Genomic DNA, 22,839 nt, shown 5'->3' on the forward strand with positions numbered 1-22,839 from the left:
ATACAGTCAGTTTTGAAGAAAATACCACCAGTTATTTAGCAGGACATTGGCAGTTTTATCCTAAACAATTCTTGCAAACAGCAACTCCAACAACTCCTTCTAAAAAGGTTCTTTTACCTATTTCATTTAAAGAGTTGGGCTATCCGCAAGATGCTTACGGGACGTTTGTCGGTCATTTTAAAATTCCCGAAGAGTTTATTGGGCGTCGTATTGGTATCTGGATTCCGAACCAGTATGGTGCTTACCGCATGTATTTAAATGGTGACTTGCTGTTAAGACTGGGTGAGGTTGGTACAACTAATCAAACGCATCAAACTGAAAATACACCGCGCTTTGCCTATTTTATTGCTGAAAATGAATATTTTACCGTCACCATGCAAGTTTCGAGTTTTCAAAGCCTGCACGGTGGTTTAGAAAACCCAATGCGGATCGGGTTGGGTAAAACTATCAATCGTCAATTCCAGCAGTTAATGATGAGTATTGCAGGGGTATGTGGTGCGGTAATTGGTGTGGGCATATTTACCATTCTGTTTGGATTTTTCCGCGGCGTGAAGAATAGTCAGAGCCAAGGTTTCTTGGTTTTTGGTATTTTTATTATCTTTTTAGCCTTACATAATCTCTTTTCAGCACCTTATGTCTATACGGTGTTTACCAATATTGATTGGTTATGGGGAACGCGGCTGGAATATATTTTTACCTATTTGTCTGCCTTGTTCTTTATTAATTACATGTTTCTGCTCAACAGGCGCTATCTACACCCCGCGATTTATGCCTTCGCCGTGTTTGTGCTGAGTTTTGATATAGTCATTACCTGTTTGTCTATGCCAAATGTATTTGAGCGTTTGGCTTTTTACAGTTTCTTGTTTGGCATTATTGTGGTGCTGAATTTTGCTTACGGGTTTTATTTAACCCTCAAGCGGCATGAACATTATTCCAGTATCAATTTATGGGCAGTAGTGCTGTTGTGTGTCACGTTCTTGCATGATTTTTTACTCAGCTTGAATTGGATTGATTCGATTAACCTCTCTTTTGCTTCGACCAGTTTTTATGCCTTTTTGATTATGGTTCAACAGTCAAAAAGTTATGCTTATCATTCAGATCGCATTGAGAAACTGAACAATAATTTATTGGAACTCAATTCATCTTTAGATCAAAAGGTGAAAGAGCGGACAGTACAACTCAGCGAGTTAAATGAAAAGTTGGAGCTACAGGCACAAACGGATGCCTTAACTGGGGCATTCAACCGCCGTGCTTTAAATACTGAAATTCAGCGCCAATTCAATGAAACTTCTCAGCAGCATAATGCAGTGTTGGCTTTTGCCATGTTAGATGTAGACTATTTCAAAAATTATAATGATTACTATGGCCACCTGAAAGGCGATGAAGTTCTGCAACAGTTGGTACAAGTCGTTCAAAACAATTTACCAGAACATGCTTATTTGGCGCGTTATGGCGGAGAGGAGTTTGCGGTGATTATCCGTAATATGCCTGTGGTGGTGGTTGAACAGACTTTGCAGCATCTATTGCACATTATTCGACAGCAGCAATTTGAACATTTAAATCGCGGTGATCATAAGCAATACGTGACCATCAGTATAGGTGCAGCGTATATGGATCGTAAACATCAGTATCATGATATTCATGCCTTAATGAAGGCTGCCGATCAACAGCTTTATCTCGCCAAGAATGCAGGGCGAGATCAACTGAAAATTTAACGCTCTAAAGGTACTTAATCATCGGAATGGTCTGCTGTTCGGGTGCGGCATACGTACGAATTTGGAAGCCTTGTTTTTGATAAAAAGCCAGTGCCGTTTGCGTGCTATCCAGCGTAATCTGTTCCAGATTTCTCAGTTTTAAATGTGCTATCACACTGTTGAGTAAAGACGTGCCAATGCCTTGACCTTGCAGATCGGGCAGGGTGTAATTCAACAATATTTTTCCAATATCGCTGACCATAATAAAACCGACTGTTTGTTGGTTTATACTGTATATCCAACTGTCATTATAGTGCATCCATAACAACAGGTTGCCGTGAGTCATTTTTTCCAGCCATGCCTGAATCTTACTTTCCTCACGTTGATGATCTTGCACACAGGAACGAATACTTTCCTGCAAAACATGAAGAATCTCAGGAATATCCTGAATTTTTGCTGCCCTAATCATTGTTTGTTCTTATTTCCTGAAAACAGGCTTATTTCATGTGAATTCGCCGCGGGATTACAGTGGCGATTTGTTGCTTTTTATGGGTGTTTTGCTATCTCAAATTTATGTAAGCAAATATATAAGAACTTGACCAAGATCACAAAATTGAATGAACTGTATATTCATTTATCTGATTTTAAAGATAATTGGATCAATGCTTGAGTTAAATAGGCGTATTATAGATAGAACTGTAATGCTGAATATACGCCTTATAAGGGGGCAATATGTTTAAAATTATTGTTTTGTGTTTATTGGGCTTTGCCCTTGTTGCGGTTTGGCAGATTTTAATCAAAATTAAAGTAACGGAAAAATATCGCAATCGCTATTTGCTTAAAGCTGTACCTGCGAATGATGCAATTGAAGTACAGGCAGACCGTTCTGTAGAAGGTCTGATTATTGAAATTGAATATTGTGATCAGGTTTTGTTTGATGATGCAGTACAACTATTTTTCGAACAGAATATTCATATCCGAGATATCGATGCGGCTGAAGATATTCAGCGTAATTTGCTGAAAAAATTACCTGCCAAAGCCTTAACCCAGATTCGTAAATTAGATTTAAATGAGTGGTCGATTTATTGGAATTTCTATGACCAGTCACTTGAATACTATGTTGGAAAATACGGGGTGTTCTGTAGCCATGTCGATCGTTATGGCGAAGAGCATAAGTCTGAGTTTAAAACCCGAAGTTAAATTGATGTTATGACTAATAATACGCAAGTAATCGTGGATGCACTTCTGTTGTCCTACATTTTTTCGGCTTGTGTTCTGCTCAGAATTTATCATAATGTGCCATCGTGTTCATAAAGTGATGGGTTGATGTCTGGACTGGAAATTTTTGCTGTCATCATCAGTGTGATTGGCGTGGCTTTAACAATCAAGCGCAACATGTGGTGTTGGTGGTTTAACTTTCTCGCCTTTGTCCTGTACGCCTATTTGTTTTATACCTTTAAACTCTATGGGGAAACCATCCTGCAGTTCTTCTTCATGGGGCTAAATTTCTATGGTTTCTATCACTGGTTGAAGGGTAAACAGCAAGACCATGATATTCGTATAGAACCAATCGCCACGCGTACCGTCATTTGGCAAATGGCATTGGCTGCACTGTGTGGTTTGCTCTTTGGTTTAAGTTTGAAATTCTGGACCGATGCAGCAGTCCCGATGCTGGATGCACAATTGGCAGCATTTAGCTTATTGGCAACTTACTGGACCAGTCGTAAGCATATTGCGACGTGGGTATTGTGGGTATTTGTCGATATCATTTACGTTGGGATGTTTATCTATAAAGATCTGCTGTTAACGGCAGGTTTATATGCTGCTTTTGTAGGATTGGCAGGGTTGGGTTGGTGGCAATGGCTGCAAGTCAAAAAGAAACAACAGTTGACCTCAATCAAATCTGCCTAAGCCGAGCTGAGTGTTGTCGTCATGCTGATTGATTTTAACCAAGCCAAATTGAAGCAGTTTGATGATCTCGCGCTCAAGATTATTACTGCACCGCAGGACTACCTGCAATTTGATTCGGTGGCGGACTTTTACCAAGCGACATGGTTGCAGGATTTTCCGAAAGGCACGACATGGTCTGCCACAGGTCTGGATGATGGCGCGCTCGAGTTTTATGCTCTGATTCAGTATCAGCAGCATTATTTACACATCAATTGTTTATCTGAAATCAGTGCAACTTTTGGCATTTCCAAGTATTAAAACCCAAAACAGGTCAATGACAGTTTGAACGGAATTGATTTAAATCAAGCATGACTGCAATGTGGCATTCATATTGCTTTTTTATGCTGTATAGGCATTTTTATTAGGACAAAACAGAAAAATAAGGAACCGTCATGGCACATCAGTTCACCGTCAATGCAATTATTCGCGGCGTATCACTGAACGAATTTAAGCGTTTAGCGGCAGATACCAGTTTGCATGAGAATGTATGTCGTCGTATTCCAGGTGAAAATCTGGAAATTTTGGAATCAAAAAAAGAAGGGGATAGATACACCTTAAAACGTGCCTATAATCTGGATGTGAATATTCCAGATATCGCCAAAAAACTGTTAAAAGACGCTTTTCGCTTACATCGCACCGATATTAGTGATCTTGAAGCCATGACGTCAACGGTTGATTTGGGGGCAAACCTACCTTTGCATGCGAGCTGTAAACGTTCGGTTAAAGGTTCTGAGCATCAAATTGAGTTTCAATTGGAATGGACAGTAAAAGTGAAAGTCCCTTTAATTGGAGGCATGCTTGAAAAACATGCTGAAGGGGAAATTCGCAAGTTTAGTGAGATTGAATTGACCATTGTCGAAGATGAATTAAAAAAGAATTTAGCTGCATAATTTAAGTCATGTTCGGTTAGATAGAGAAAGGGCGCCATATTGATGACGTCCTTTGTTTTGGAAATTGCTTATAGCGTTAAATGATTTTTAATGCTTAGCCTTTAAATTTGGCAAAGGCTTTTTTCAGTGGCAATTTATCGGTTGCAAAGCCATAAATCGCCGCAAACGGTAATGCTGTACGCGCCAAATATGCTACTCGCCATAACCCCCCATGGTTGGCACCGTGCATCATCAGTTCTAGCGGATGTTCCATCGGGGTTTCTGGGTTGGCAACAGATTCAGGATTGCGTAAATCATGAATCCATAGGGCTGCCATAATCGCATTGGTGGTTTCAGGTCTAAACGCTTCAACATCAAACAGGCTGGCACCATTGAAAGCCGCTTTCAAAAGTGGATTTTTTGTGACTGAATGCGTTGTGGTGGAGGGTGCAATATTGATACTGACACGTTGTCCTTCGTGACGTGCCAAAGTTGCACGCCATTGCTGAATACGTTTTGCCAAAGCGTAGTTTGGACCTTGTTCGATCACCAGACAGTCTGCAATGCCATATTCCTGACCATTGTCGGAATGAATCAGGTTATGCAGATTCTTTTGGAAAAAGTATTTTAAAGATGCTGTAGCTACACCTTTGGTCACCAGTTTTTGAATGTGCGAACGGTAACGGAATTTTTCTTCTGAAGAAGCGACCACCTCTTTCGGTACAGCATATACATCCGTTGGGGTGCACATAAACATTAAGCTCGTATCCGCTTTGTGTTCACTCACCACTTTCATAATGCTGTCCATTGCCATGGCAACACGCACGTGCTTTTCACCATCTAAATAGGCGATTGCAGCCAAATCCAGTTGATGTTCACTTTGTAATAACCATTGTGCAATTTCAGGGGTTTGGGTCAGTAAATTAGCCCCTAATTTTGTACTTAATTCACGAGTCGGTGTATCTTCTGCAAGCTTGGTTTGACTTGGTGCATATAAGGTGGCATTGCCGTCTTGAATGGTATTTAAAATTCTTTGCCAGACTTTGTTGTTCGGTAGATCGACCGCTACGATATTGGCTTTCCACTTGGACAACCATGTCAGTGGACCTGCTTCAGAACCCGCCCCAAACAGCACCATGGTGCGGTCAGATAAATCGAACCATTCAGGATGTGCATTGGCGAGGCGTAGGGCATCGGCATGCGAAGGCTCAATAATGCCTTCTTGCTCCCATTTCTGTACTTGTGCCAGTAATGCTTCACCTTTCAGGTTTTCACCATGATAGGGAATATACCATTCAGGTTCAGACTGACCTTCGCCCTTCAACTGTACGGTATGTAACTGAGCTAAAGGCACATCCATCATGTCTTTTAACAAATAACGTTGACCGTCACGGTAAAACTCGAAACTGTGCTGTGCTTTATGCAGACCTTGTTTGGCAATGGTAATCGGGTTACTACAACTGCGGATACCATGCTCGACCAAGGCTTTAAAATATTTCGGATAGTTCTTGCGCCATTTTTTTTCTTTTAAGGCTTCCTGTGCAGCTTTGTGATCAACGATCGACAAAGCTTCAGCAATAATTTCCTTGCCTGTGCGGGTTGTACTTGGTTTTTGTGTATCGGGTTGAACAGGGAACTGTAGACCCTCTAAAGAGCTGGACATGCAAAAAATCTCGTCTGATTACAGTATTAATATACAGATGTATTCATTATCTATGCCAAATTAAAGTTTGGGGTGGCATTAACTACCAATTTATGCCTCGAGCGTCTAAATTTTTTAAAAAGGCAAACGACAAAATTGGTATAAGGGTAGGAAATTGAAATTGGGCGAAAAGAGGGTTGTGTAAATTAGAAAACTGTCAGTCAGGGCAATGACCGACAGTTGTCAAAATACTTTTAAATCATGGTGTAATTAGCAACGACCTTTTTTGGCTTGACCAGGTGGGCAGAAGTCTCCGCCATGTTCATAGTGACCCAAGTTCCCATTCGGGTCGACTACAATACTACCTTCAGGGGTATGCACGGCACATGCAGTCAAAGCGCTGAAACTTAAGCAGGTCGCAATAATCATAAGAAATTTATGCATATATTCATTCTTCATCTCATTTTGATCTTGGTTTATTTTGAGAAAAACACTTTTTTGTTGTTACGATTTATTCTAGGTGAAAGGAAAGTTGAAATAAAACATTATTTGAAAATGTTGCGGAGAATGGCTGAGGATGTGTGATGGTTCAGCCATTCTCGAAAGTTTATAAATGATGGGTCACGTTGTGTTTAGAAAGGAAGCTGCGCGAGTTTGTTGAGGAAGTGTGGAATCACGCGTGGCTCAATTAAAATCGTGACGACTACGCCGTAAGCGGCTCCCCAAAGATGCGCACTATGATTGATGTGAGAGTTCCCACGTTTGCCTGACCAAATGCTATAGGCGACATAAAGCACCGCAAAAATGATGGCAGGTACAGGAATAAAGAATACGAAAATCAATTTCCATGGTTCAAACAGAATGTAGGCGAAAAGTACGGCAGACACAGCACCCGAAGCGCCTAAACTTGCCCATTGGAAATCATTTTTATGCTTTAAATAGCTCGGTAAAATGGCAAAAATCAGACCACCCAAATAGAACAGGGCAAAGCCTAAGTCAAAAAAATACTGACGATAAAAGCTTTCAATTACACTGCCAAAGAAAAACAGGGTAATCATGTTAAATAGGAGATGAGCACCATCCGCATGCACAAAACCATGGGTGATGAAGCGGTCATATTGCCCCTTTTGCATGGCAGGCGGCCAAAAGATCAGTCGACTCATCAATTTCTGATTGGAAAACGCCAGAAGTGAAACCACCACAGTAATGATAATCAGCGCTACAGTATGGTTGAAAGGCAGATTGAGCATATAGAAAAGGTTCAATTTTGAATGACTAAACCTTAATAATGCCATTAATTGTTTAATTGCACAGAACTTTTAGAATAATTCCGACAATTTTGGTTGATTTTTTTTAATTTAACCGTATCTTCAGTTAAAATAGCGACTTCAGCTTGAGGAAATATTGTTATGTCGACTGAGAACACCAGCACTGCAGTTGCAGAAGAAATTCCAAACTTATTGATTACACCAACTGCACAAGAGTATTTACGTGATTTATTGGCGAAACAAAATACTCCAGGGATTGGTGTCCGTGTTTTTGTGGAAAATCCTGGAACCCCTCGTGCTGAATGTTGTATGGCATATAGTGCACCTGAAGAAGTTGTGCCAACAGATTATAAGCAAGACTATCCAGATTTCCCTGCCTATGTAGATGCGCCATCTATTCCGTATTTATTAGATGCCGTAATTGATTACAACAAAGACCGTTTTGGTGGTCAGTTGACTTTCCGTGCACCTAACTCGAAAGTGCCACGTGTAGGCCCAGATGCGTCTGTCGAAGAGCGTATTACTTATGTTCTTCAATCCGAGATTAACCCAGGTTTGGCAGGGCATGGTGGTAACTGTGCATTGGTCGAAGTGGTTGAAGACGAAGAACACGGTTTGACTGCGGTACTTAAGTTTGGTGGTGGTTGCCAAGGCTGTTCAGCAATTGATGTGACTTTGAAACAAGGCGTTGAAACAACCTTAAAACAACACGTACCAGAGTTACAACGTGTGATTGACCAGACTGACCATAGCCAAGCAGAAGGTGCATACTTCAAGTAATTTTTGGCAGTTAAGTGATACCGAAAAACCTCCAAATTTGGAGGTTTTTTTACGCCTGTTGAAATCAGAAGCCTGATTTATACAGGATTATTACTATTAATAATGAGAATTATTATTAATAGTAATTGCATTTATATTTATGTTTGTTACACTCTGAAACCGAAATTTCACGTTGTTTTCTATCTTCCAACAGTTTTGGGGTAATCGAATGAACAGACTCATTGTCCAATCGGCATTAGCACTATCCATTTTGTCAGTTATGAGTGTGCTTGGTCATGCTGAGGATGTACAAACAGAACAGCAAGCATCTGCAACAGAACAGGTGACGGCTCAATCTACAGATGCGACCAAACTAGAAAAAATCGTGCTAACGGCTGAAGAACAAGTCAAGCAGTCTTTAGGGGCATCCATCATTACAGAAGAAGATTTGGAAAAACTTCCTGTCGTGAATGATATTTCGGAATACGTACGCCGCATGCCTGGGGTAAACTTAACAGGCAATAGTGCGACAGGTCAGCGCGGCAATAACCGTCAAATCGATATTCGGGGTATGGGACCTGAAAACACCTTGATTTTGGTGGATGGTAAGCCTGTGACTTCAAGAAACTCAGTACGTTACGGTTGGCGTGGTGAGCGTGATACCCGTGGGGATTCAAACTGGGTTCCCGCCGATGCCATTGAGTCGATTGAAGTATTACGTGGACCAGCTGCAGCACGTTATGGTTCTGGTGCCATGGGTGGTGTGGTCAATATTAAAACCAAGAAAGTGACCAACGAAGTGCATGGTTCGGTCGAGCTATATACCAATCAACCTGAAGATTCAAAAGAAGGTGAATCTGGGCGTGTAAGTGTCAATCTAAGTGGTCCGATTATTAAGGATGTTTTATCTTATCGTTTATATGGGAACTTTAATAAGACCCAGCCTGATGCCATAGATATTAACAAGTCCATCAATAGTACTGCAGCGGGTAGAGAAGGGGTAAAAAATGAGGATGTATCGGCGCGTTTGGCTTGGCAAATCACAGACGGTCAAACTCTAACATTAGATGCAGCTTCGAGCCGTCAGGGTAACCTTTACTCAGGTGATTCTCAGTTGAATGCAGATGCCGAAGCGAATGCTATTTTGTCAGCTTTATATGGCACTGAAACCAATACCATGTACCGTGAAAGTTATGCATTAATGCATGATGGTGAATGGGACTGGGGAAATAATAAATTAATCTTTCAATACGATAAAACGAAGAACAAGCGTTTATTGGAAGGCTTAGCGGGTAGTGCCGAAGGACGTATTAATACAGAAACAGACAAGTCCACCTCGACCTTAGATACTTTCCGTATAAATGGCGAAGTGAATCTTCCGTTTGAATTTTACATCCCTCAGAATTTAACCCTTGGTGCTGAATGGATTGAAGATGATTTCACAGACGAGGCAAATACATCTGTTGGTTCAACTGGCAGTTCAGCAGGTTTAGATGCGATAGCACCACAAGATCGTAGTCATATGAGTTCGCGTATTGCATCAGTATATGCTGAAGACAATTTAAAAATTACGGATTCAACAGATTTGGTATTAGGTTTGCGTTTTGATGATCATGATAAATCAGGGTCAAATTGGAGTCCAAGTCTTAATATAACGCAAAAACTAGGTGATTATTTCACGGTTAAAGGTGGAATCGCGAAAGCTTATAAAGCCCCTAATATGTATCAAAATGCAGAAGGTTATTTATTGTCGACGAATGGTAATGGCTGCCCAGCGACGATTCAAAACCGTTGTTTACTTCAGGGTAATGCAGATTTAAATCCTGAAACATCGGTGAATAAAGAGTTGGGTATCCAATTCGCCAAAGATAATGTTAACGCGAGTTTTGCATGGTTCCGTAATGATTATAAAGATAAAATTGCGGCAGGGACTGAAATTATCAGCACGGCTACAACGACTTCAGGCACGACTTGGAATGTCTTACGTTGGGAAAATATCCCTGAAGCTTTGGTTCAAGGCTTTGAAGGCAGCATTGGTCTAGAATGGGATAATATCAGCTGGACCAATAACTTTACCTATATGATGGATTCAGAAGATAAGTCGACAGGTAATCCGCTTTCTCTGGTACCTAACTATACACTCAACTCAATTTTTGACTACGATATTACTGATCAATTGGATGTGAATTTTGTATATACCCAGTATGGTCGCCAAAAGTCTCGTCAATATGCTCAAAATCGCATTGAAGCGGGTGTAGGTTCTGGTGGTACAGATGATGCATTAAAACCAAGTACCGTGAAAAGTTATGGTATTGCAGGGATTAATATGGGCTATAAATTTACAGGCAATCTAAGTACCCGTGTAGGGATCAGTAATTTATTTGATGAGCAGAAATTAAGAGATAGTGAGTCGACAAGTCAGACGTATAACGAACCTGGTCGTGCCTATTATGCCTCTTTGAAATATTCGTTCTAAGCTGAGGCTTTATACAGAAAGACGCAGTTATGCGTCTTTCTGCTGTAAAATTTCTAAAGTACTGCTTGAGTAATAAAACTTTTCTAAATAATGACGCGCACGTTGTGCTAAATAGTCCGATTGAACCAAGTTTACAATGATTGGTTCTAACAGCTGCTGTAATTGATGTTGAATCAGAGCTTCATCAATATTCAAATCACGTAATAACAAATCAAAACTACGCTCTTGGTTACGTACATACCATGCATACACGCCATCTTTCACTTGTTGTTCTAAATAGGCTGTTTGGCGCAAATGATCCCAGATTTCATGCCCTAAACCAACTGTTTGTGGCAGATCATCGATCTCAATATAATTCTTTAAAACATTCAGTGGTAAGTCTTTAATTTTATGCCATAAATTGGCTTGAAAATGATAAAGCTTATCGTCGTTGAAATGTTGATTTAACACTTGTTCGCTCATTTGGCTAAGCTTTTGAATGTTCTTTTGCAAATAATGCTGAATCGCCTGATCCAGATTAGAATCAGTCACACTTTCTAAAACCGATTTCCCCATTTTCATAAAACGGGACACGCCTGGTACATGCTTGACCATGACGGAATTATCTAAATAGTCATGAATGGCATGTTGAATCAGTTGCGTGATCATGGCTGAAAACGCAGGATTATTGACCACGGTATGAATCAAGCGGCGTCGATGTCCACTTTTACTGGCAACATATTGGGCAATTTTATCGACCGTGAGTACAGGAATGGCATCTGCAATTTTAGTTTGGTCATTTGCAGGATGAACCAGTGCAAAGCGTATATGCTCTGCAATTTGCTCAATCAAGAATGCACTGGCAGGAGTATTTAGAATTTGCTGTTGAATCAGTTGATGAATTTGCTCCACTGTCCAAATTTGTTTTAAATTTTGCTTTCTAAACCAATGATAAAATTCAACGAACTCATTTTGAATGGTATTTGACTGAGAGAATTCATCATTTAAAAATTGAATATGAGCCTCAATCAGTTGCTCAATCATTGGGTGTTTTTGCATAAAAGTTCAAATTTAATGTAAAGAAATCAGTTGATCCGCCAAAGGATTTTTCAGACTCTGGGTTTTGGCAAGAAACGGCAAATAGTAATTTGCGACTTGTTTATCTGCTTCCAATAAAGGCATATGACCAACATTGTTAAGGATGACAGGTGCTTCTGCACGTTTCAACAGTGATTTTAATTCATCTGCGACTTCAACATTAAAGATTTTGTCCTGTTTCCCCCAAAGAATCAGGGTTGGTGCTTCGACATTACGGGTAATACGAGCAAAACTTTCAGGGGTATAAATTCGATTCAGGGTCGAAATTTGCTCGATCACTAAATTATTACGTCCCGCCTGAGAAATTAGCAATTGCTCTTTGGCACGTTGCAATTCAGGGGACAGTTTGGGTGGATTTTGCATAATTTCTTGGCGAACATCGGCATAATCACCAGGTTTAGCCACAATCAGATGTTTGAGAAAGTTTGGGTCTTTGGTGTAGGGCGTATTGGCTTTTTTATAGATGCCCGCACTGTTCAGCAGAAATAAGCTTTGGGTATCAAAGGGATATTGTGCAGCGTATAAGGTTGCAATAGAGCCACCCAGAGAGTGACCTGCAATATTCAATTTATTTTCAATATCAATTGCTTCGGCAAACTGTCTAAGGCTTGAGGTGACATTCGGAACGGCAATATCAAAATTTGCTGGAACTTTGGTTTCGCCGTAGATGGGTAAATCAGGCACAATCACATGATAGTTGGGTGTCAAATATGCTGCGACACGGTTCCAGTTATCGCGGTTACTGGCAATACCATGTAATAGTAAAACGGTTGGCTTCTGGGGCGAACCGCCTTCGTTATAGCTCCAGACAATATCGCCAACTTTAAGGGTTTTACTTTTCAAGCCACAGGCTTCACGTTCTTGTTGAAGGTAGTTTTGCAGTGAAAGTTGTTCGGCAGACGCTTGCGTGGTTTTAGCAGAAGCAAGATTGGGCAATGACAGGGTAATTAGGATTCCCATTACAGTAACAAAATGAGAAAAATATTTACGTCTTTCTGTCATTGACTTAAATCCTTATGGCTAAAATTTTCTGCTTCGAAATCCATTTTGAAACAGGAGAAAAGATTGATTTGGTCTAAAGAATAACCTTTAAATTTATGCGAATCTATTTTAAATACAATACCTAGAAAGTCACGAATAAGTTTATTGATATACTTGATATTCAGTTTTAATAATGTGACTTGGTTCAATGTAATGCTAAATGTGATTTGAAATTTTTTGCCAATTCGTAAAATGCAAAACTGTATCCTTTTTTGCAAGTGACAATCAATTTTGCTGGCATTAGAATATTGAAACTTCAAATCATGGTGGGAAACAGAATGCTAACGGCTCAAGAAGCATTAGAACGTCTTAAAAAAGGAAACCAACGTTTTGTCTCTGGGGAAACAACCCACCCTAAACAGTTATCGCACCAAGAGCGTGCTGAAATGGCAGAAGATCAAAACCCTTTTGCGATTGTACTCGGCTGTTCGGACTCGCGTGTCCCTGCCGAAATGGTGTTTGATCAGGGTTTAGGTGATCTGTTTGTTATTCGTGTTGCGGGTAACGTGGTTGCACCGTCACAAGTCGGTAGCGTGGAATTTGCTGCAGAACGTTATGACTGTGCAGTTGTGGTGGTATTGGGACATAGTCATTGTGGCGCGATCAAAGCGACGATTGATACTTTGATGAATCCTGACAGCCCACCATCGAATAACTTAATGTCAATTGTGAACCGTGTTCGTCCATCAGTTGAAACCTTGATGCAAACTGAATTGAAAAATGATTTGGACAAGCTTTCAACGCATGCGGTACGTTCTAATGTGTTTGCCTCTGTAAATCAATTACGTCATGGTTCAGCGGTGTTAGAACAATTAATTGCCAAAGGCAAAATGATTGTTGTCGGTGCAGAATATTCGCTTGAAACAGGTGAAGTGATTTTTTTTGACTTCTAAGTCTGACCGATTTTGAACAGAACATCATGATTAAAGGCGCTTATAAAGCGCCTTTAATGTATGGGTAAGCCAGATTTAGTAATTTCGGTTGTGCTTGAGCATTGGGATGGATCAAATCTTTTTGCATCAGGTTTTTCTGTCCCGCAATGCCTTCTAAAAAGAATGGCAGCAATTTTACTTGGTAACGTTGACTGATAACCGTGTAATTCTGTTCAAATGCCTTGCTATATGCAGTGCCGTAATTCGGCGGAATTTTCATTCCAAAAACAACAACTTTGGCTTTTGCTTTTTGACTCTGCTCAACCAAGCGGGCAAGATTCTGCTGAATCATTTGTGGCGGTTGTCCACGTAAACCATCATTACCTCCCAATTCGATCACCACGATATTTGGCTTGTAAGTTGCAAGTAATTTTGGCAAACGTGCCAAAGCACCACTGGTGGTTTCACCACTGACACTTGCATTGACCACTTGATGTTGTTTCGGATACTGTTGCTCTAATCGTTTTTGCAACAATGTGACCCATCCTTGCTGAGGCTGTAGTCCATAACCTGCACTAATACTGTCACCCAAAATTAGAATAGTTTTGGCGGAAGCCATCATGGGGCTGAGGCAGAACAGCAGACCTGCGAGCCATGAACAAATCAATACTTTAAAACGATATCGACGCATAGTGACTAAAGAAAACCTGAGCACAAGAACAGAGAGATTTATCATGCCACAAGCCGTAATTTCTGCCCAGAATTTGACACAAAAAATACAACTTGCCGACAAGAGTCTATCCATTTTTGAAAATTTAAATCTCGACATTATTGAAGGGGAACAAATCGCAATTACAGGGCGTTCGGGGTCAGGTAAGTCTACCTTATTGGGGATTTTGGCGACTTTAGATCAAGCCAGCAGTGGTGAACTCAGTGTGTGTGGAGAGAACATTACCGCGCTGAATGAAGAGCAACGGGCACAGGTACGCTTAAAATATATCGGCTTTGTATTTCAGTCCTTTCAATTGTTACCACACCTCACTGCCCTAGAAAATGTGATGTTACCCCTACGTTTACATCCAGATTTTCACTATGCCGAGGCAGAACAACGTGCTTTTGAATTGCTGAAAAAGGTGGGCTTAGAGCGTCAAGCCAGTCAAACGCCTAAAGTCCTTTCAGGGGGAGAACAACAGCGTGTCGCAATTGCACGGGCGCTCATCAGCCAGCCAAAAATTATTTTTGCCGATGAGCCGACAGGGAATTTAGACAGTCAAACCGCAAAAGAAATTGAGCAGCTTTTATTTTCACTGAAGCGGGAGTTAGGCACGACATTAGTGCTGGTGACACATGACTTAAAACTGGCAAGACAATGTCAGCGGCATGTGCATTTATTTGAAGGTCAGTTACATGAACATGTGCAGGCTGGAGAATAAGCATGAGTGCCTTATTTCGCCCCTTATTTCAGCAAAGCCTGAAAAGCAGTGGCATGTATTTGCTGATCATTGCGTTGGTCTTGGCGATTAGTGTCACCACCGCACTGAAATTTAGCAATGAACAGATTCAGAATGCGGTGACCTTGCAAGCAGCAGAGCTCATGGCTGCTGATTTAGTGTTATCGGATCAATCCGCAATTGAACAACACTGGAAAGACCAAGCCAGAGCGCTGGATTTGAAACAGTCGAAGGTGACGGTGTTCAATTCCATGGCACATACCGAATCACAGTTTGTCATGGTCAATGTCAAAGCTATTGATGCCTATTTCCCGTTGCGAGGACAGTTGCAACTAAAACCTGCGCTAAATCGCCCAATACAAAGCGGTGAAGTATGGCTAAGTCCACAGGTCATGGATTTATTAAAGGTCAAATTGGGGGATCAGCTCCAGATTGCTGATGGTACGTTTAAAGTGACTGCGGCAATTCAACATGATTCAAATCAGGAACTGGGTTTTTCAGGCTTTTCACCCACAGTCATGATTGCACAACAAGATGTAGCACGTACCAATGCGATTCAAGTGGGTAGCCGCATTGATTATCGACTGTTAATGGCAGGTCCTGCGAATAACATTCAACAATTTCAAACCCTGTTTAAACAGCAGCAACAAGCGGAAAAGCAGTCTGTTAACCCGAATGCAGATGAAGCCAATGGCCTAAAACTCAGAAATGCCAGCGAAGGCAATACTCGTCTAATGCGCCCGATTGAAAATCTGGATACCTTTTTACAGTTGGCAAATATCCTGACCATTTTGTTGTGTGGAATCGCAATTGCGCTGACCAGTCAACGTTACGTTCAACAAAATCAAGACTATATTGCTTTACTACGTTGCATGGGCGCATCTAAATCTCAGATTCTTAAAGTCTATGCCTATCTGTTCTGCTTTATGCTGGGGATTGCGATTCTCATTGGAGTGGGCGTCGGTATTGCTTTGGGTTATGGACTATTGCAACTCATGCTGCAATTGATTCCAAATTTACAACTGCAATTTTCAGCTTGGGCGATGTTAATGGGGCCTTTGCCGATTGCCATTTTCACCAGTGCTGTGGTGTTAACAGGATTTATTTTGCCGCACCTATGGCAGTTGATGTATACACCGCCGATCCGGGTGATTCGTCAACAGGCGCAGTCGATGCCTATTTTACTATGGACCTTGCTGACAGGAACACTGAGTCTGTTTGTATTCAGTGCTATCTTGACGGATAATCTATTGCTGACCAGTTTGGTGATTGGCGGCATTTTGGTCTTGAGTGCAGTGCTGTATCTGGTGGTTTGGCTGGTTTTAAAAGCCATTAAAAAACTCAAGATAGCGATTTCCGCCTATGTGAAAGTGCCTTATCAAACCGCCTTTCAGATTACGGCTTTGGCTTTGGGGCTGAGTCTGATTACCGTCTTAGCCGTTCTACGCACAGACTTATTAGAGCGTTGGCAGCAACAGTTGCCGAAAGGCACGCCCAATCAGTTTGTCTATGGCTTGCCTCCGTTTGATGTTCCCCAATTCAAGCAGCAATTAGAAGCACACGGTTGGAGTAGTACACCGTTGTATCCGAATATTCGGGGCAGATTAGTCGCAAAAAATGAACAGCCCTTTGCAGAACAGTTGGTACAGCAAAATAATTCTTTACGTCGTGAGCTGAATCTCACGCAAAGCAATAGCCTGCCAGCGGACAATAAGATTGTGCAAGGGCAAGCCAAATTTAGCCATATTGGGGAGGTTTCTGTAGAAGCCAAAACCGCAGCAGAATTGGGTATACAAGTGGGTGATCGTCTCAGTTTCAGCTTGCCTGAAGGGATGCTACACGCCAAAGTGGTGAACTTGCGAGAAGTGGAGTGGGAGAGTTTTAGTCCCAACTTTTTCTTTATTTTCTCCCCACAAACACTGGATGAAAATGCAGGCAGCTATTTGGGCAGTTTCTATGTTCCAGAGCAAGACAGACCACAACTGATTCAATTGATTCAACAGTTTAGTAATACTGTATTTATTGATGTTGGTTTGATACTGGATGAAATTAAACGGTTGATGAACATCTTGATTCAAGTGGTGACTATTTTGGCATTACTGGTCAGCCTTGCGGGCATTCTGGTATTAATCGCCTGCCTGAACTTGTTGATGGATGAACGTAAACAAGAAGTGGCGTTGCTGCGCTCATTTGGCAGTTCCAAGCAAACGCTAAAACGGATGTTGACCCTAGAAATTGGTTTTATGGGATTATTGGCAGGAATTGTGGCCTGTTTCTTTGCCGAATTGATCAGTGCAATTGCCAGTTATCGTATGAATCTCAGTATTCAGCCGCATTGGGAAATTTGGCTGATTTTGCCGCTCAGCATGATGCTGCTCTGTGCACTGATCGGGCGTTATCGCCTGAGTTATCTTTGCGATATCCCGCCATTACAAAGTTTAAGAGAGATGAACCAATCCTAGGGTTCATCACCGCTAAATTAAAAATGATAGTGCTGGCGCATGGCTTGCAATAATTCGCTCCATAATGGTTGAATTAATTGCAGCTGTTGCAGACAGTATTGATAGTGCAACCAACAGCTAGCAACTGCAAGAATGGTTCCCAGAATCAGGCTTAGGGATGGTTTTTGCCATTTTTGGCACAGATACCAAATGCCTGCCAGTACAGCGCCCATCAGCATGCCGCCAAAATGGGCAGCATTGTTAATGCCCGAGATGGTCAGTCCAATCACCAAGTTGATTCCCATGACCATAATCAGGGTCTTTTTATCGAGGATAAACCGTTGTCGTGGCAAGATCGGAAACAGGGACAGCAGAGTGAGCGCACCGCCTAAGCCCATCACAGCACCAGAAGCACCTGCACTGACATGCGGCAGCAAGTCTGGGTCAATTGCTTGCACATTTAACATGGCAACGCTGTCATGGATGGCCAAATAACCACTAAACAGGCTGCCCATTAAACCTGCAGCGAGGTAAAGCATCAGAAAGTACAGGCGTCCATATAGCTGTTCCGCGACACTACCAAAAATATACAGTGCCCACATGTTTAACATCAGATGTACCATGCCAAAATGAAAAAACATGCTACTGAACAGTCGGATGGGTTCCTCTAAAAAGGTTAAAGGTGCATAATCAGCTCCCCAGCGTATGGCATCTGGCAGGCTTGGATCACTGACATTCACGCCTGAGAAAATTTGCCAGAGGAATAGCCCGACATTGATGGCAATGAACAGGGCAGTGAGCCACCAATCCTGCATATTCAGTTTGCTCGGAACCCAAGGTGGTGTTGAATGAGACATGCGATGCTTTGACTTTCAATTTATATTTGAATCAAGCTTAGCACGAAAGAATGCAAATATTTGGAGCAACCTACTGACATGAAAGCCTTTTTTGTTCGAACTTTGTTAGTCATTGTCAGTTTTATTCTCCTTGTTCAGCTCTGGATTTTTAGCAGTTTGGTGTGGTGGCGAACGCATCCTGTCGAAACCACCATGTTCATGCGTCTGGATTATTGGTCAGAACCATCTGAGCCAATTCATCATAAATGGCGTGATTATGATCAAATCAGTGATTACCTCAAACGCGCTGTGGTAACGTCAGAAGATGGCAAATTCATGCACCATCATGGTTTTGATTGGGAAGGCATGCAATATGCATTAGAACGTAATCAGGATAAAGGCAAAGTGGTTGCAGGCGGATCGACCATTTCCCAGCAACTGGCGAAAAACTTATTTTTATACAATAAACGTTCTTTTATCCGTAAAGGGCAAGAAGCCGTTGCGACTTGGATGATGGAGCGCATGTGGTCCAAACAGCGCATTCTGGAAGTTTATTTAAACTCAGTCGAGTTTGGTGACAATATCTATGGGGTTGAAGCAGCATCACAGCATTATTTTGGTAAAAGTTCACGTAGTCTTAGTCGTGATCAGGCAGCATTCTTGGCAGCAATTTTGCCAAATCCTAAATATTATCAAGAGCATCAGAATGATCGACGCATTCAAATTCGCAAAAAAATGATTCGTAAATATATGCGTTATAGCCAAATTCCATAAAGTGCAGAATTTAGCAGCGAAGTCCAAATTATTTTGGGCTTTTTTTATGAAAATGTCACAAAATTGAAGCATACTTATGAATATACAAATAACGTCTTAAAATCATGGGTTGATTATGAATACGGCGGCACAGACTCCTTTAGAGCCAGTTGAATATACTTATAATGATCGATTTATTAATCGTGAACTTTCTATTTTAGATTTCCATTTACGTGTTCTTGAGCAAGCTGTCGATCCGCTGCATCCACTCTTGGAACGCATGAACTTCCTGCTTATTTTTTCACGCAATTTAGATGAGTTCTTTGAAATTCGTGTCGCGGGCATGATGGAACAGCTTGATTTGGGCAATGAAAGTCACACTCCAGATGGGTTGACGCCAAAGCAAGTGCTGGAACAGATTTCGCAAACTGCTCATGCGGCGATTGAACGTCAATATCGTATTTTAAATGAAGAAATTTTGGCGAAACTGCGCGAAGAAGATATCTGCTTCTTACGCCGTGGAGAGTTGACGCCAGCCCAATCTTCTTGGGTGAAAAAATACTTCCAAGAACAGGTTGCGCCCGTCTTAACCCCAATTAGCCTAGACCCTGCACATCCATTCCCGCGTTTAGTCAACAAAAGCTTAAACTTTATTGTGACGCTGGAAGGGAAGGATGCTTTTGGTCGTCAGATTGACTTGGCGGTTGTACCTGCACCACGCTCATTGCCGCGAGTGGTGCGTCTACCGGATGAGCTGACGGGTGGTAAAGAACATCATGTGATGTTGTCTGCCATTATTCATGAGCATGTGTCTGACCTCTTCCCGGGGATGACGGCAACGGGTTGTTATCAGTTCCGTGTCACGCGTAATGCCGATTTAGCCTTAAATGAAGATGTGGAAGACTTGGCGAAGGCGCTCAAAGGTGAATTGAACTCTCGCCGTTTTGGTCGTGCAGTACGTTTGGAAGTGACAGAGAACTGTCCGAAACATATTTATGATTATTTGCTGAATGAATTTGATCTTGAAGAAGAGCAACTCTATAAGGTGGATGGTCCAGTCAACTTGGCACGCTTACTGTCTAATTTTAAGCGCCCGCATTTACGTTATGACACGCATACACCTGTAATTCCGAAGGTGCTGAAAAAGTCTGAAAACATTTTTTCTGCCATGCAAAAGCAGGACATCCTATTACACCATCCATATGAATCTTTTGCGCCTGTGATCAATTTACTGCGTGAAGCTGCACGCGATCCGCAGGTATTGGCAATCAAGCAAACCTTGTATCGCAGTGGTGCCGATTCTGAGATTGTACAAGTATTGGCAGAGGCTGCGCGTAACGGTAAAGAAGTCACTGCGGTGATAGAGTTGCGTGCCCGTTTTGATGAAGAATCCAATATCGCGGTAGCGAATGTGCTGCAAGAAGCTGGTGCAGTGGTGGTGTATGGCATTGTAGGTTATAAAACCCATGCCAAGATGATTCTGGTGGTACGCCGTGAAAACAACAAATTGGTGCGTTATGTCCATTTAGGTACAGGTAATTACCATGCGGGCAATGCACGTATCTATACCGACTACGGCTTACTCACGACTGATAAGGAACTTTGTGAAGATGTGCATCGCATTTTCCAAGAGTTAACGGGCATGGGTAAAATGGCTAAGTTGAAAAAGCTGTTGCATGCGCCATTTACCTTGCACGCACAACTCCTCAATTTCATTGATGATGAGATTGCCAATGCCAAAGCAGGCAAACCTGCGCAAATCATTGTCAAAGTGAATGCACTGACTGAACTGCAATTAATTAATAAACTTTATGAAGCATCACAAGCTGGCGTGCAGATTGATCTGATTATTCGTTCCATTTGTTGCTTACGTCCGGGTTTACCGGGTCTGTCTGAAAATATTCGTGTACGTTCAATTGTCGGTCGTTTCTTGGAACATACTCGCGTTTATTATTTTAGTAATAATGGCAATCCGCATGTGTACTGCTCAAGTGCAGACTGGATGGATCGTAACTTGTTTAATCGAGTTGAAGCGTGCTTCCCAATTGAAGATCCAGCACTGAAAAAGCGAATTTATCAGCAAGGTTTATTTAATTATTTAAAAGACAATCAACAGGCATGGCTATTACAAGGTGATGGCTCATGGGTGCGTGCGCAAGTGGCACAGGGTGAAGATGCTTATAACGCACAAAGGACTTTGTTGGAAATGATTAAATAAGCGTTCTTAAATAGAGCCACAAAAAAAGAGCCTAAATTGGGCTCTTTTTTATTTATGACTGAGATGTCGATAAATTGATTTTATGCGGCCTTCTACACTGTAGAGGGGAATCCCCAATTGATGTGCAACTTCACGGGTATTCATGTGTTCAGCCAATAAGGTCAGAATCTCAAATTCCAGATCAGAAAATTGGGTGGCGGGTTCTTTAAAGTGGTTGATAAATTGGCGTGCAGGGCTGAGGTTTTGTGCATCTAAAATGTATTGTGCTAACTCGCTGTGCAGGCTGGCACCCCCTCTTAAAATAGTCCGAATCTGTTGCAGGATTTCCCGATCGGTCTGTTCCACAAAAAAATAACCATGCGCACCCGATTGAATCCCACGGAAGATTTGTTCCGTTTGTCCGAAGGGCGCAAGTAAAATTATTACCACATAAGGGTGATAAGCTTTAAGTGTGCGGATCAAGTCGTGTAAGGGAACCTGACTAAAATTCAGATCAATTAAGACAATATTGGGCAGATGTAAACGATAAATTTCTAGGGCATCATCTAAATAAGGCGTTGAGTGAATTAAATGCGCAGGATAGCCCAACTCCATCAATAATATCTTTATGCGAAGGTCTAAATTAATTTCTTCTGAGAGAATTAAAACGGGTGCTGGGAGTAAAAGCTCATTCACTTTGTTATAGTCCTAAACTTGAGCATCCAATTATCTTTTGACTGTGTTCCAAATGACGAAAATGTTCTATACCTGTAAATTGGGATTTTATCAATCTCAGGTTAGTGTAAGTGTTTGTTGAATAAAAATTAATTGAAAACGGTTTTAATTTTGTTGTGAATTTGAGGTAATTTGTTGAGATTGTTTTTTATTTGCAGAATTATTGTTCAAAAGCAGGTGAAATCCCATCAGAGTAAATCTTTACGCAGTTCACGGGCACTGGGGATAGACGTGTAACGGAACACCGTATAGCCAGCCTCAGTTAACATGGCATCACGTTGACGGTCTTCATCTTCTTTTCCTAGATGACTCGGGTCATCCAGCTCCACAATCGCAAGGACTTTCATATCGCGATTCAGCACCACAAAATCTGTGACTTTTCGATTGAATTGTTGGCGTATTTTAAAGTGGTCACTGGTAATCAGTGCGCTAAATGCGACCTGTGCCAAAATATGATGCTCAGGCAATGCTTCATTCAGACGCACAAACATTTTCTGTTCAAAGGCAGTGATTAATGGCTTTTGATAAAATTGCTGATGTTTCCAAAAGAAATGCTGCAGCAGCATGACCAGCAACACGAGACTTGCTAGACAGCCAATCATGAAAAATAGCGTTTGAATAGATGTAAACACAAATTGCATCCAATAAAAAACCCACTACATAGTGAGTGGGTTTTTAGAATCTTGGCTCTCCAACCTGGGCTCGAACCAGGGACCTGCGGATTAACAGTCCGTCGCTCTACCGACTGAGCTATTGGAGAATCTGGAACGCATTTTAT

General features: G+C 41.5%; 22 protein-coding genes and 1 tRNA gene. 12 read left to right on the plus strand and 11 right to left on the minus strand.

The window, feature by feature from the left end:
- Positions 1-1,715, plus strand: a 1,715-nt coding sequence (locus ACWQ4X_RS01590) for a sensor domain-containing diguanylate cyclase (protein WP_457902471.1), incomplete at its 5' end; no start/stop codon positions are given.
- Between the two features lie 4 nt (positions 1,716-1,719).
- On the opposite strand, the gene ACWQ4X_RS01595 is transcribed toward ACWQ4X_RS01590, so the two are convergent.
- The gene (locus ACWQ4X_RS01595; RefSeq protein WP_457902472.1) at positions 1,720-2,163 is read right to left on the minus strand and encodes a GNAT family N-acetyltransferase; all 444 of its coding nucleotides are present in this window, start codon (positions 2,161-2,163) and stop codon (positions 1,720-1,722) included.
- Positions 2,164-2,426: 263 nt separating this feature from the next.
- On the opposite strand from ACWQ4X_RS01595, the gene ACWQ4X_RS01600 reads away from it, so the two are divergent.
- The 4 genes from ACWQ4X_RS01600 (at position 2,427) to ACWQ4X_RS01615 (ending at position 4,534) form a co-directional block, all read left to right on the plus strand.
- On the plus strand, positions 2,427-2,894 hold the full coding sequence (locus tag ACWQ4X_RS01600) for a hypothetical protein (RefSeq protein WP_457902473.1): 468 nt from the start codon (positions 2,427-2,429) through the stop codon (positions 2,892-2,894).
- A gap of 126 nt (positions 2,895-3,020) precedes the next feature.
- Positions 3,021-3,605 carry a nicotinamide riboside transporter PnuC gene (gene pnuC / locus ACWQ4X_RS01605; protein WP_161933464.1) on the plus strand — a complete coding sequence of 195 codons (585 nt, stop codon included), beginning with the start codon at positions 3,021-3,023 and terminating at the stop codon, positions 3,603-3,605.
- 21 nt (positions 3,606-3,626) lie between these two features.
- A complete protein-coding gene (locus ACWQ4X_RS01610) occupies positions 3,627-3,902 on the plus strand; it encodes a hypothetical protein (protein ID WP_142768160.1) in 276 nt (91 codons plus the stop codon).
- A gap of 134 nt (positions 3,903-4,036) precedes the next feature.
- Positions 4,037-4,534 carry a DUF2505 family protein gene (locus ACWQ4X_RS01615; protein ID WP_100241384.1) on the plus strand — a complete coding sequence of 166 codons (498 nt, stop codon included), beginning with the start codon at positions 4,037-4,039 and terminating at the stop codon, positions 4,532-4,534.
- A 94-nt stretch (positions 4,535-4,628) separates the two neighbouring features.
- Here ACWQ4X_RS01615 and ACWQ4X_RS01620 read toward each other — a convergent pair whose 3' ends face one another.
- From ACWQ4X_RS01620 to ACWQ4X_RS01630, 3 genes are all read right to left on the minus strand, one after another.
- Complete coding sequence (locus ACWQ4X_RS01620; protein ID WP_457902474.1) at positions 4,629-6,176, minus strand: hypothetical protein; 1,548 nt, start codon at positions 6,174-6,176, stop codon at positions 4,629-4,631.
- A 249-nt stretch (positions 6,177-6,425) separates the two neighbouring features.
- Positions 6,426-6,599 carry a hypothetical protein gene (locus ACWQ4X_RS01625; RefSeq protein ID WP_158293822.1) on the minus strand — a complete coding sequence of 58 codons (174 nt, stop codon included), beginning with the start codon at positions 6,597-6,599 and terminating at the stop codon, positions 6,426-6,428.
- A gap of 188 nt (positions 6,600-6,787) precedes the next feature.
- Positions 6,788-7,405 (minus strand): rhomboid family intramembrane serine protease, encoded by a 618-nt coding sequence (locus ACWQ4X_RS01630; RefSeq protein WP_142768162.1) that lies wholly within the window; start codon positions 7,403-7,405, stop codon positions 6,788-6,790.
- 159 nt (positions 7,406-7,564) lie between these two features.
- Here ACWQ4X_RS01630 and nfuA point away from each other — a divergent pair, with 159 nt between their 5' ends.
- Together nfuA and ACWQ4X_RS01640 are read left to right on the plus strand one after the other, a co-directional pair.
- On the plus strand, positions 7,565-8,203 hold the full coding sequence (gene nfuA, locus ACWQ4X_RS01635; protein WP_100241381.1) for a Fe-S biogenesis protein NfuA: 639 nt from the start codon (positions 7,565-7,567) through the stop codon (positions 8,201-8,203).
- A 208-nt stretch (positions 8,204-8,411) separates the two neighbouring features.
- Positions 8,412-10,658 carry a TonB-dependent siderophore receptor gene (locus ACWQ4X_RS01640; protein WP_457902475.1) on the plus strand — a complete coding sequence of 749 codons (2,247 nt, stop codon included), beginning with the start codon at positions 8,412-8,414 and terminating at the stop codon, positions 10,656-10,658.
- Positions 10,659-10,685: 27 nt separating this feature from the next.
- Here the strand turns inward: ACWQ4X_RS01640 and ACWQ4X_RS01645 are convergent, their stop codons facing one another.
- Together ACWQ4X_RS01645 and ACWQ4X_RS01650 are read right to left on the minus strand one after the other, a co-directional pair.
- A complete protein-coding gene (locus ACWQ4X_RS01645) occupies positions 10,686-11,696 on the minus strand; it encodes a hypothetical protein (RefSeq protein WP_457902476.1) in 1,011 nt (336 codons plus the stop codon).
- A gap of 12 nt (positions 11,697-11,708) precedes the next feature.
- Entirely contained in the window at positions 11,709-12,737 is a 1,029-nt protein-coding gene (locus ACWQ4X_RS01650; protein ID WP_457902477.1) for an alpha/beta fold hydrolase, read from the minus strand.
- 317 nt (positions 12,738-13,054) lie between these two features.
- Here ACWQ4X_RS01650 and ACWQ4X_RS01655 point away from each other — a divergent pair, with 317 nt between their 5' ends.
- Entirely contained in the window at positions 13,055-13,669 is a 615-nt protein-coding gene (locus ACWQ4X_RS01655) for a carbonic anhydrase (protein ID WP_100241376.1), read from the plus strand.
- A 40-nt stretch (positions 13,670-13,709) separates the two neighbouring features.
- On the opposite strand, the gene ACWQ4X_RS01660 is transcribed toward ACWQ4X_RS01655, so the two are convergent.
- Complete coding sequence (locus ACWQ4X_RS01660; protein WP_142768166.1) at positions 13,710-14,339, minus strand: arylesterase; 630 nt, start codon at positions 14,337-14,339, stop codon at positions 13,710-13,712.
- 43 nt (positions 14,340-14,382) lie between these two features.
- Here ACWQ4X_RS01660 and ACWQ4X_RS01665 point away from each other — a divergent pair, with 43 nt between their 5' ends.
- Positions 14,383-15,081, plus strand: a complete 699-nt coding sequence (locus tag ACWQ4X_RS01665) for an ABC transporter ATP-binding protein (protein ID WP_457902478.1) — start codon at positions 14,383-14,385, stop codon at positions 15,079-15,081.
- 2 nt (positions 15,082-15,083) lie between these two features.
- A complete protein-coding gene (locus ACWQ4X_RS01670; RefSeq protein WP_457902479.1) occupies positions 15,084-17,561 on the plus strand; it encodes an ABC transporter permease in 2,478 nt (825 codons plus the stop codon).
- A gap of 17 nt (positions 17,562-17,578) precedes the next feature.
- On the opposite strand, the gene ACWQ4X_RS01675 is transcribed toward ACWQ4X_RS01670, so the two are convergent.
- Positions 17,579-18,397, minus strand: a complete 819-nt coding sequence (locus tag ACWQ4X_RS01675; RefSeq protein ID WP_457902480.1) for a rhomboid family intramembrane serine protease — start codon at positions 18,395-18,397, stop codon at positions 17,579-17,581.
- Between the two features lie 78 nt (positions 18,398-18,475).
- On the opposite strand from ACWQ4X_RS01675, the gene mtgA reads away from it, so the two are divergent.
- Positions 18,476-19,150: a monofunctional biosynthetic peptidoglycan transglycosylase gene (mtgA, locus tag ACWQ4X_RS01680; RefSeq protein WP_142768170.1), complete on the plus strand. Its 675-nt coding sequence runs from the start codon at positions 18,476-18,478 to the stop codon at positions 19,148-19,150.
- Positions 19,151-19,265: 115 nt separating this feature from the next.
- Complete coding sequence (ppk1, locus tag ACWQ4X_RS01685; RefSeq protein WP_100241370.1) at positions 19,266-21,347, plus strand: polyphosphate kinase 1; 2,082 nt, start codon at positions 19,266-19,268, stop codon at positions 21,345-21,347.
- Between the two features lie 48 nt (positions 21,348-21,395).
- Here ppk1 and ACWQ4X_RS01690 read toward each other — a convergent pair whose 3' ends face one another.
- The 3 genes from ACWQ4X_RS01690 to ACWQ4X_RS01700 form a co-directional block, all read right to left on the minus strand.
- Positions 21,396-22,022 carry a helix-turn-helix domain-containing protein gene (locus tag ACWQ4X_RS01690; RefSeq protein ID WP_142768172.1) on the minus strand — a complete coding sequence of 209 codons (627 nt, stop codon included), beginning with the start codon at positions 22,020-22,022 and terminating at the stop codon, positions 21,396-21,398.
- A gap of 227 nt (positions 22,023-22,249) precedes the next feature.
- The gene (locus ACWQ4X_RS01695) at positions 22,250-22,702 is read right to left on the minus strand and encodes a DUF2726 domain-containing protein (RefSeq protein ID WP_457902481.1); all 453 of its coding nucleotides are present in this window, start codon (positions 22,700-22,702) and stop codon (positions 22,250-22,252) included.
- Between the two features lie 43 nt (positions 22,703-22,745).
- A tRNA-Asn gene (locus ACWQ4X_RS01700) sits at positions 22,746-22,821 on the minus strand.
- Between the last annotated feature and the right edge of the window lie 18 nt (positions 22,822-22,839).

The organism is Acinetobacter sp. NigerLNRRAM0016, from assembly GCF_054112845.1.

Bases quoted from the DNA above. Each gene is read 5' to 3' on its own strand.
- ACWQ4X_RS01695 (WP_457902481.1), bottom strand. From the start codon at position 22,702: ATGCAATTTGTGTTTACATCTATTCAAACGCTATTTTTCATGATTGGC.
- pnuC (WP_161933464.1), top strand. From the start codon at position 3,021: ATGTCTGGACTGGAAATTTTTGCTGTCATCATCAGTGTGATTGGCGTG.
- ACWQ4X_RS01650 (WP_457902477.1), bottom strand. From the start codon at position 12,737: ATGACAGAAAGACGTAAATATTTTTCTCATTTTGTTACTGTAATGGGA.
- ACWQ4X_RS01600 (WP_457902473.1), top strand. From the start codon at position 2,427: ATGTTTAAAATTATTGTTTTGTGTTTATTGGGCTTTGCCCTTGTTGCG.
- ACWQ4X_RS01660 (WP_142768166.1), bottom strand. From the start codon at position 14,339: ATGCGTCGATATCGTTTTAAAGTATTGATTTGTTCATGGCTCGCAGGT.
- ACWQ4X_RS01615 (WP_100241384.1), top strand. From the start codon at position 4,037: ATGGCACATCAGTTCACCGTCAATGCAATTATTCGCGGCGTATCACTG.
- ACWQ4X_RS01610 (WP_142768160.1), top strand. From the start codon at position 3,627: ATGCTGATTGATTTTAACCAAGCCAAATTGAAGCAGTTTGATGATCTC.
- ACWQ4X_RS01620 (WP_457902474.1), bottom strand. From the start codon at position 6,176: ATGTCCAGCTCTTTAGAGGGTCTACAGTTCCCTGTTCAACCCGATACA.
- ACWQ4X_RS01625 (WP_158293822.1), bottom strand. From the start codon at position 6,599: ATGCATAAATTTCTTATGATTATTGCGACCTGCTTAAGTTTCAGCGCT.
- mtgA (WP_142768170.1), top strand. From the start codon at position 18,476: ATGAAAGCCTTTTTTGTTCGAACTTTGTTAGTCATTGTCAGTTTTATT.
- nfuA (WP_100241381.1), top strand. From the start codon at position 7,565: ATGTCGACTGAGAACACCAGCACTGCAGTTGCAGAAGAAATTCCAAAC.
- ppk1 (WP_100241370.1), top strand. From the start codon at position 19,266: ATGAATACGGCGGCACAGACTCCTTTAGAGCCAGTTGAATATACTTAT.
- ACWQ4X_RS01595 (WP_457902472.1), bottom strand. From the start codon at position 2,163: ATGATTAGGGCAGCAAAAATTCAGGATATTCCTGAGATTCTTCATGTT.
- ACWQ4X_RS01640 (WP_457902475.1), top strand. From the start codon at position 8,412: ATGAACAGACTCATTGTCCAATCGGCATTAGCACTATCCATTTTGTCA.
- ACWQ4X_RS01630 (WP_142768162.1), bottom strand. From the start codon at position 7,405: ATGCTCAATCTGCCTTTCAACCATACTGTAGCGCTGATTATCATTACT.
- ACWQ4X_RS01665 (WP_457902478.1), top strand. From the start codon at position 14,383: ATGCCACAAGCCGTAATTTCTGCCCAGAATTTGACACAAAAAATACAA.
- ACWQ4X_RS01655 (WP_100241376.1), top strand. From the start codon at position 13,055: ATGCTAACGGCTCAAGAAGCATTAGAACGTCTTAAAAAAGGAAACCAA.
- ACWQ4X_RS01675 (WP_457902480.1), bottom strand. From the start codon at position 18,397: ATGTCTCATTCAACACCACCTTGGGTTCCGAGCAAACTGAATATGCAG.
- ACWQ4X_RS01645 (WP_457902476.1), bottom strand. From the start codon at position 11,696: ATGCAAAAACACCCAATGATTGAGCAACTGATTGAGGCTCATATTCAA.
- ACWQ4X_RS01670 (WP_457902479.1), top strand. From the start codon at position 15,084: ATGAGTGCCTTATTTCGCCCCTTATTTCAGCAAAGCCTGAAAAGCAGT.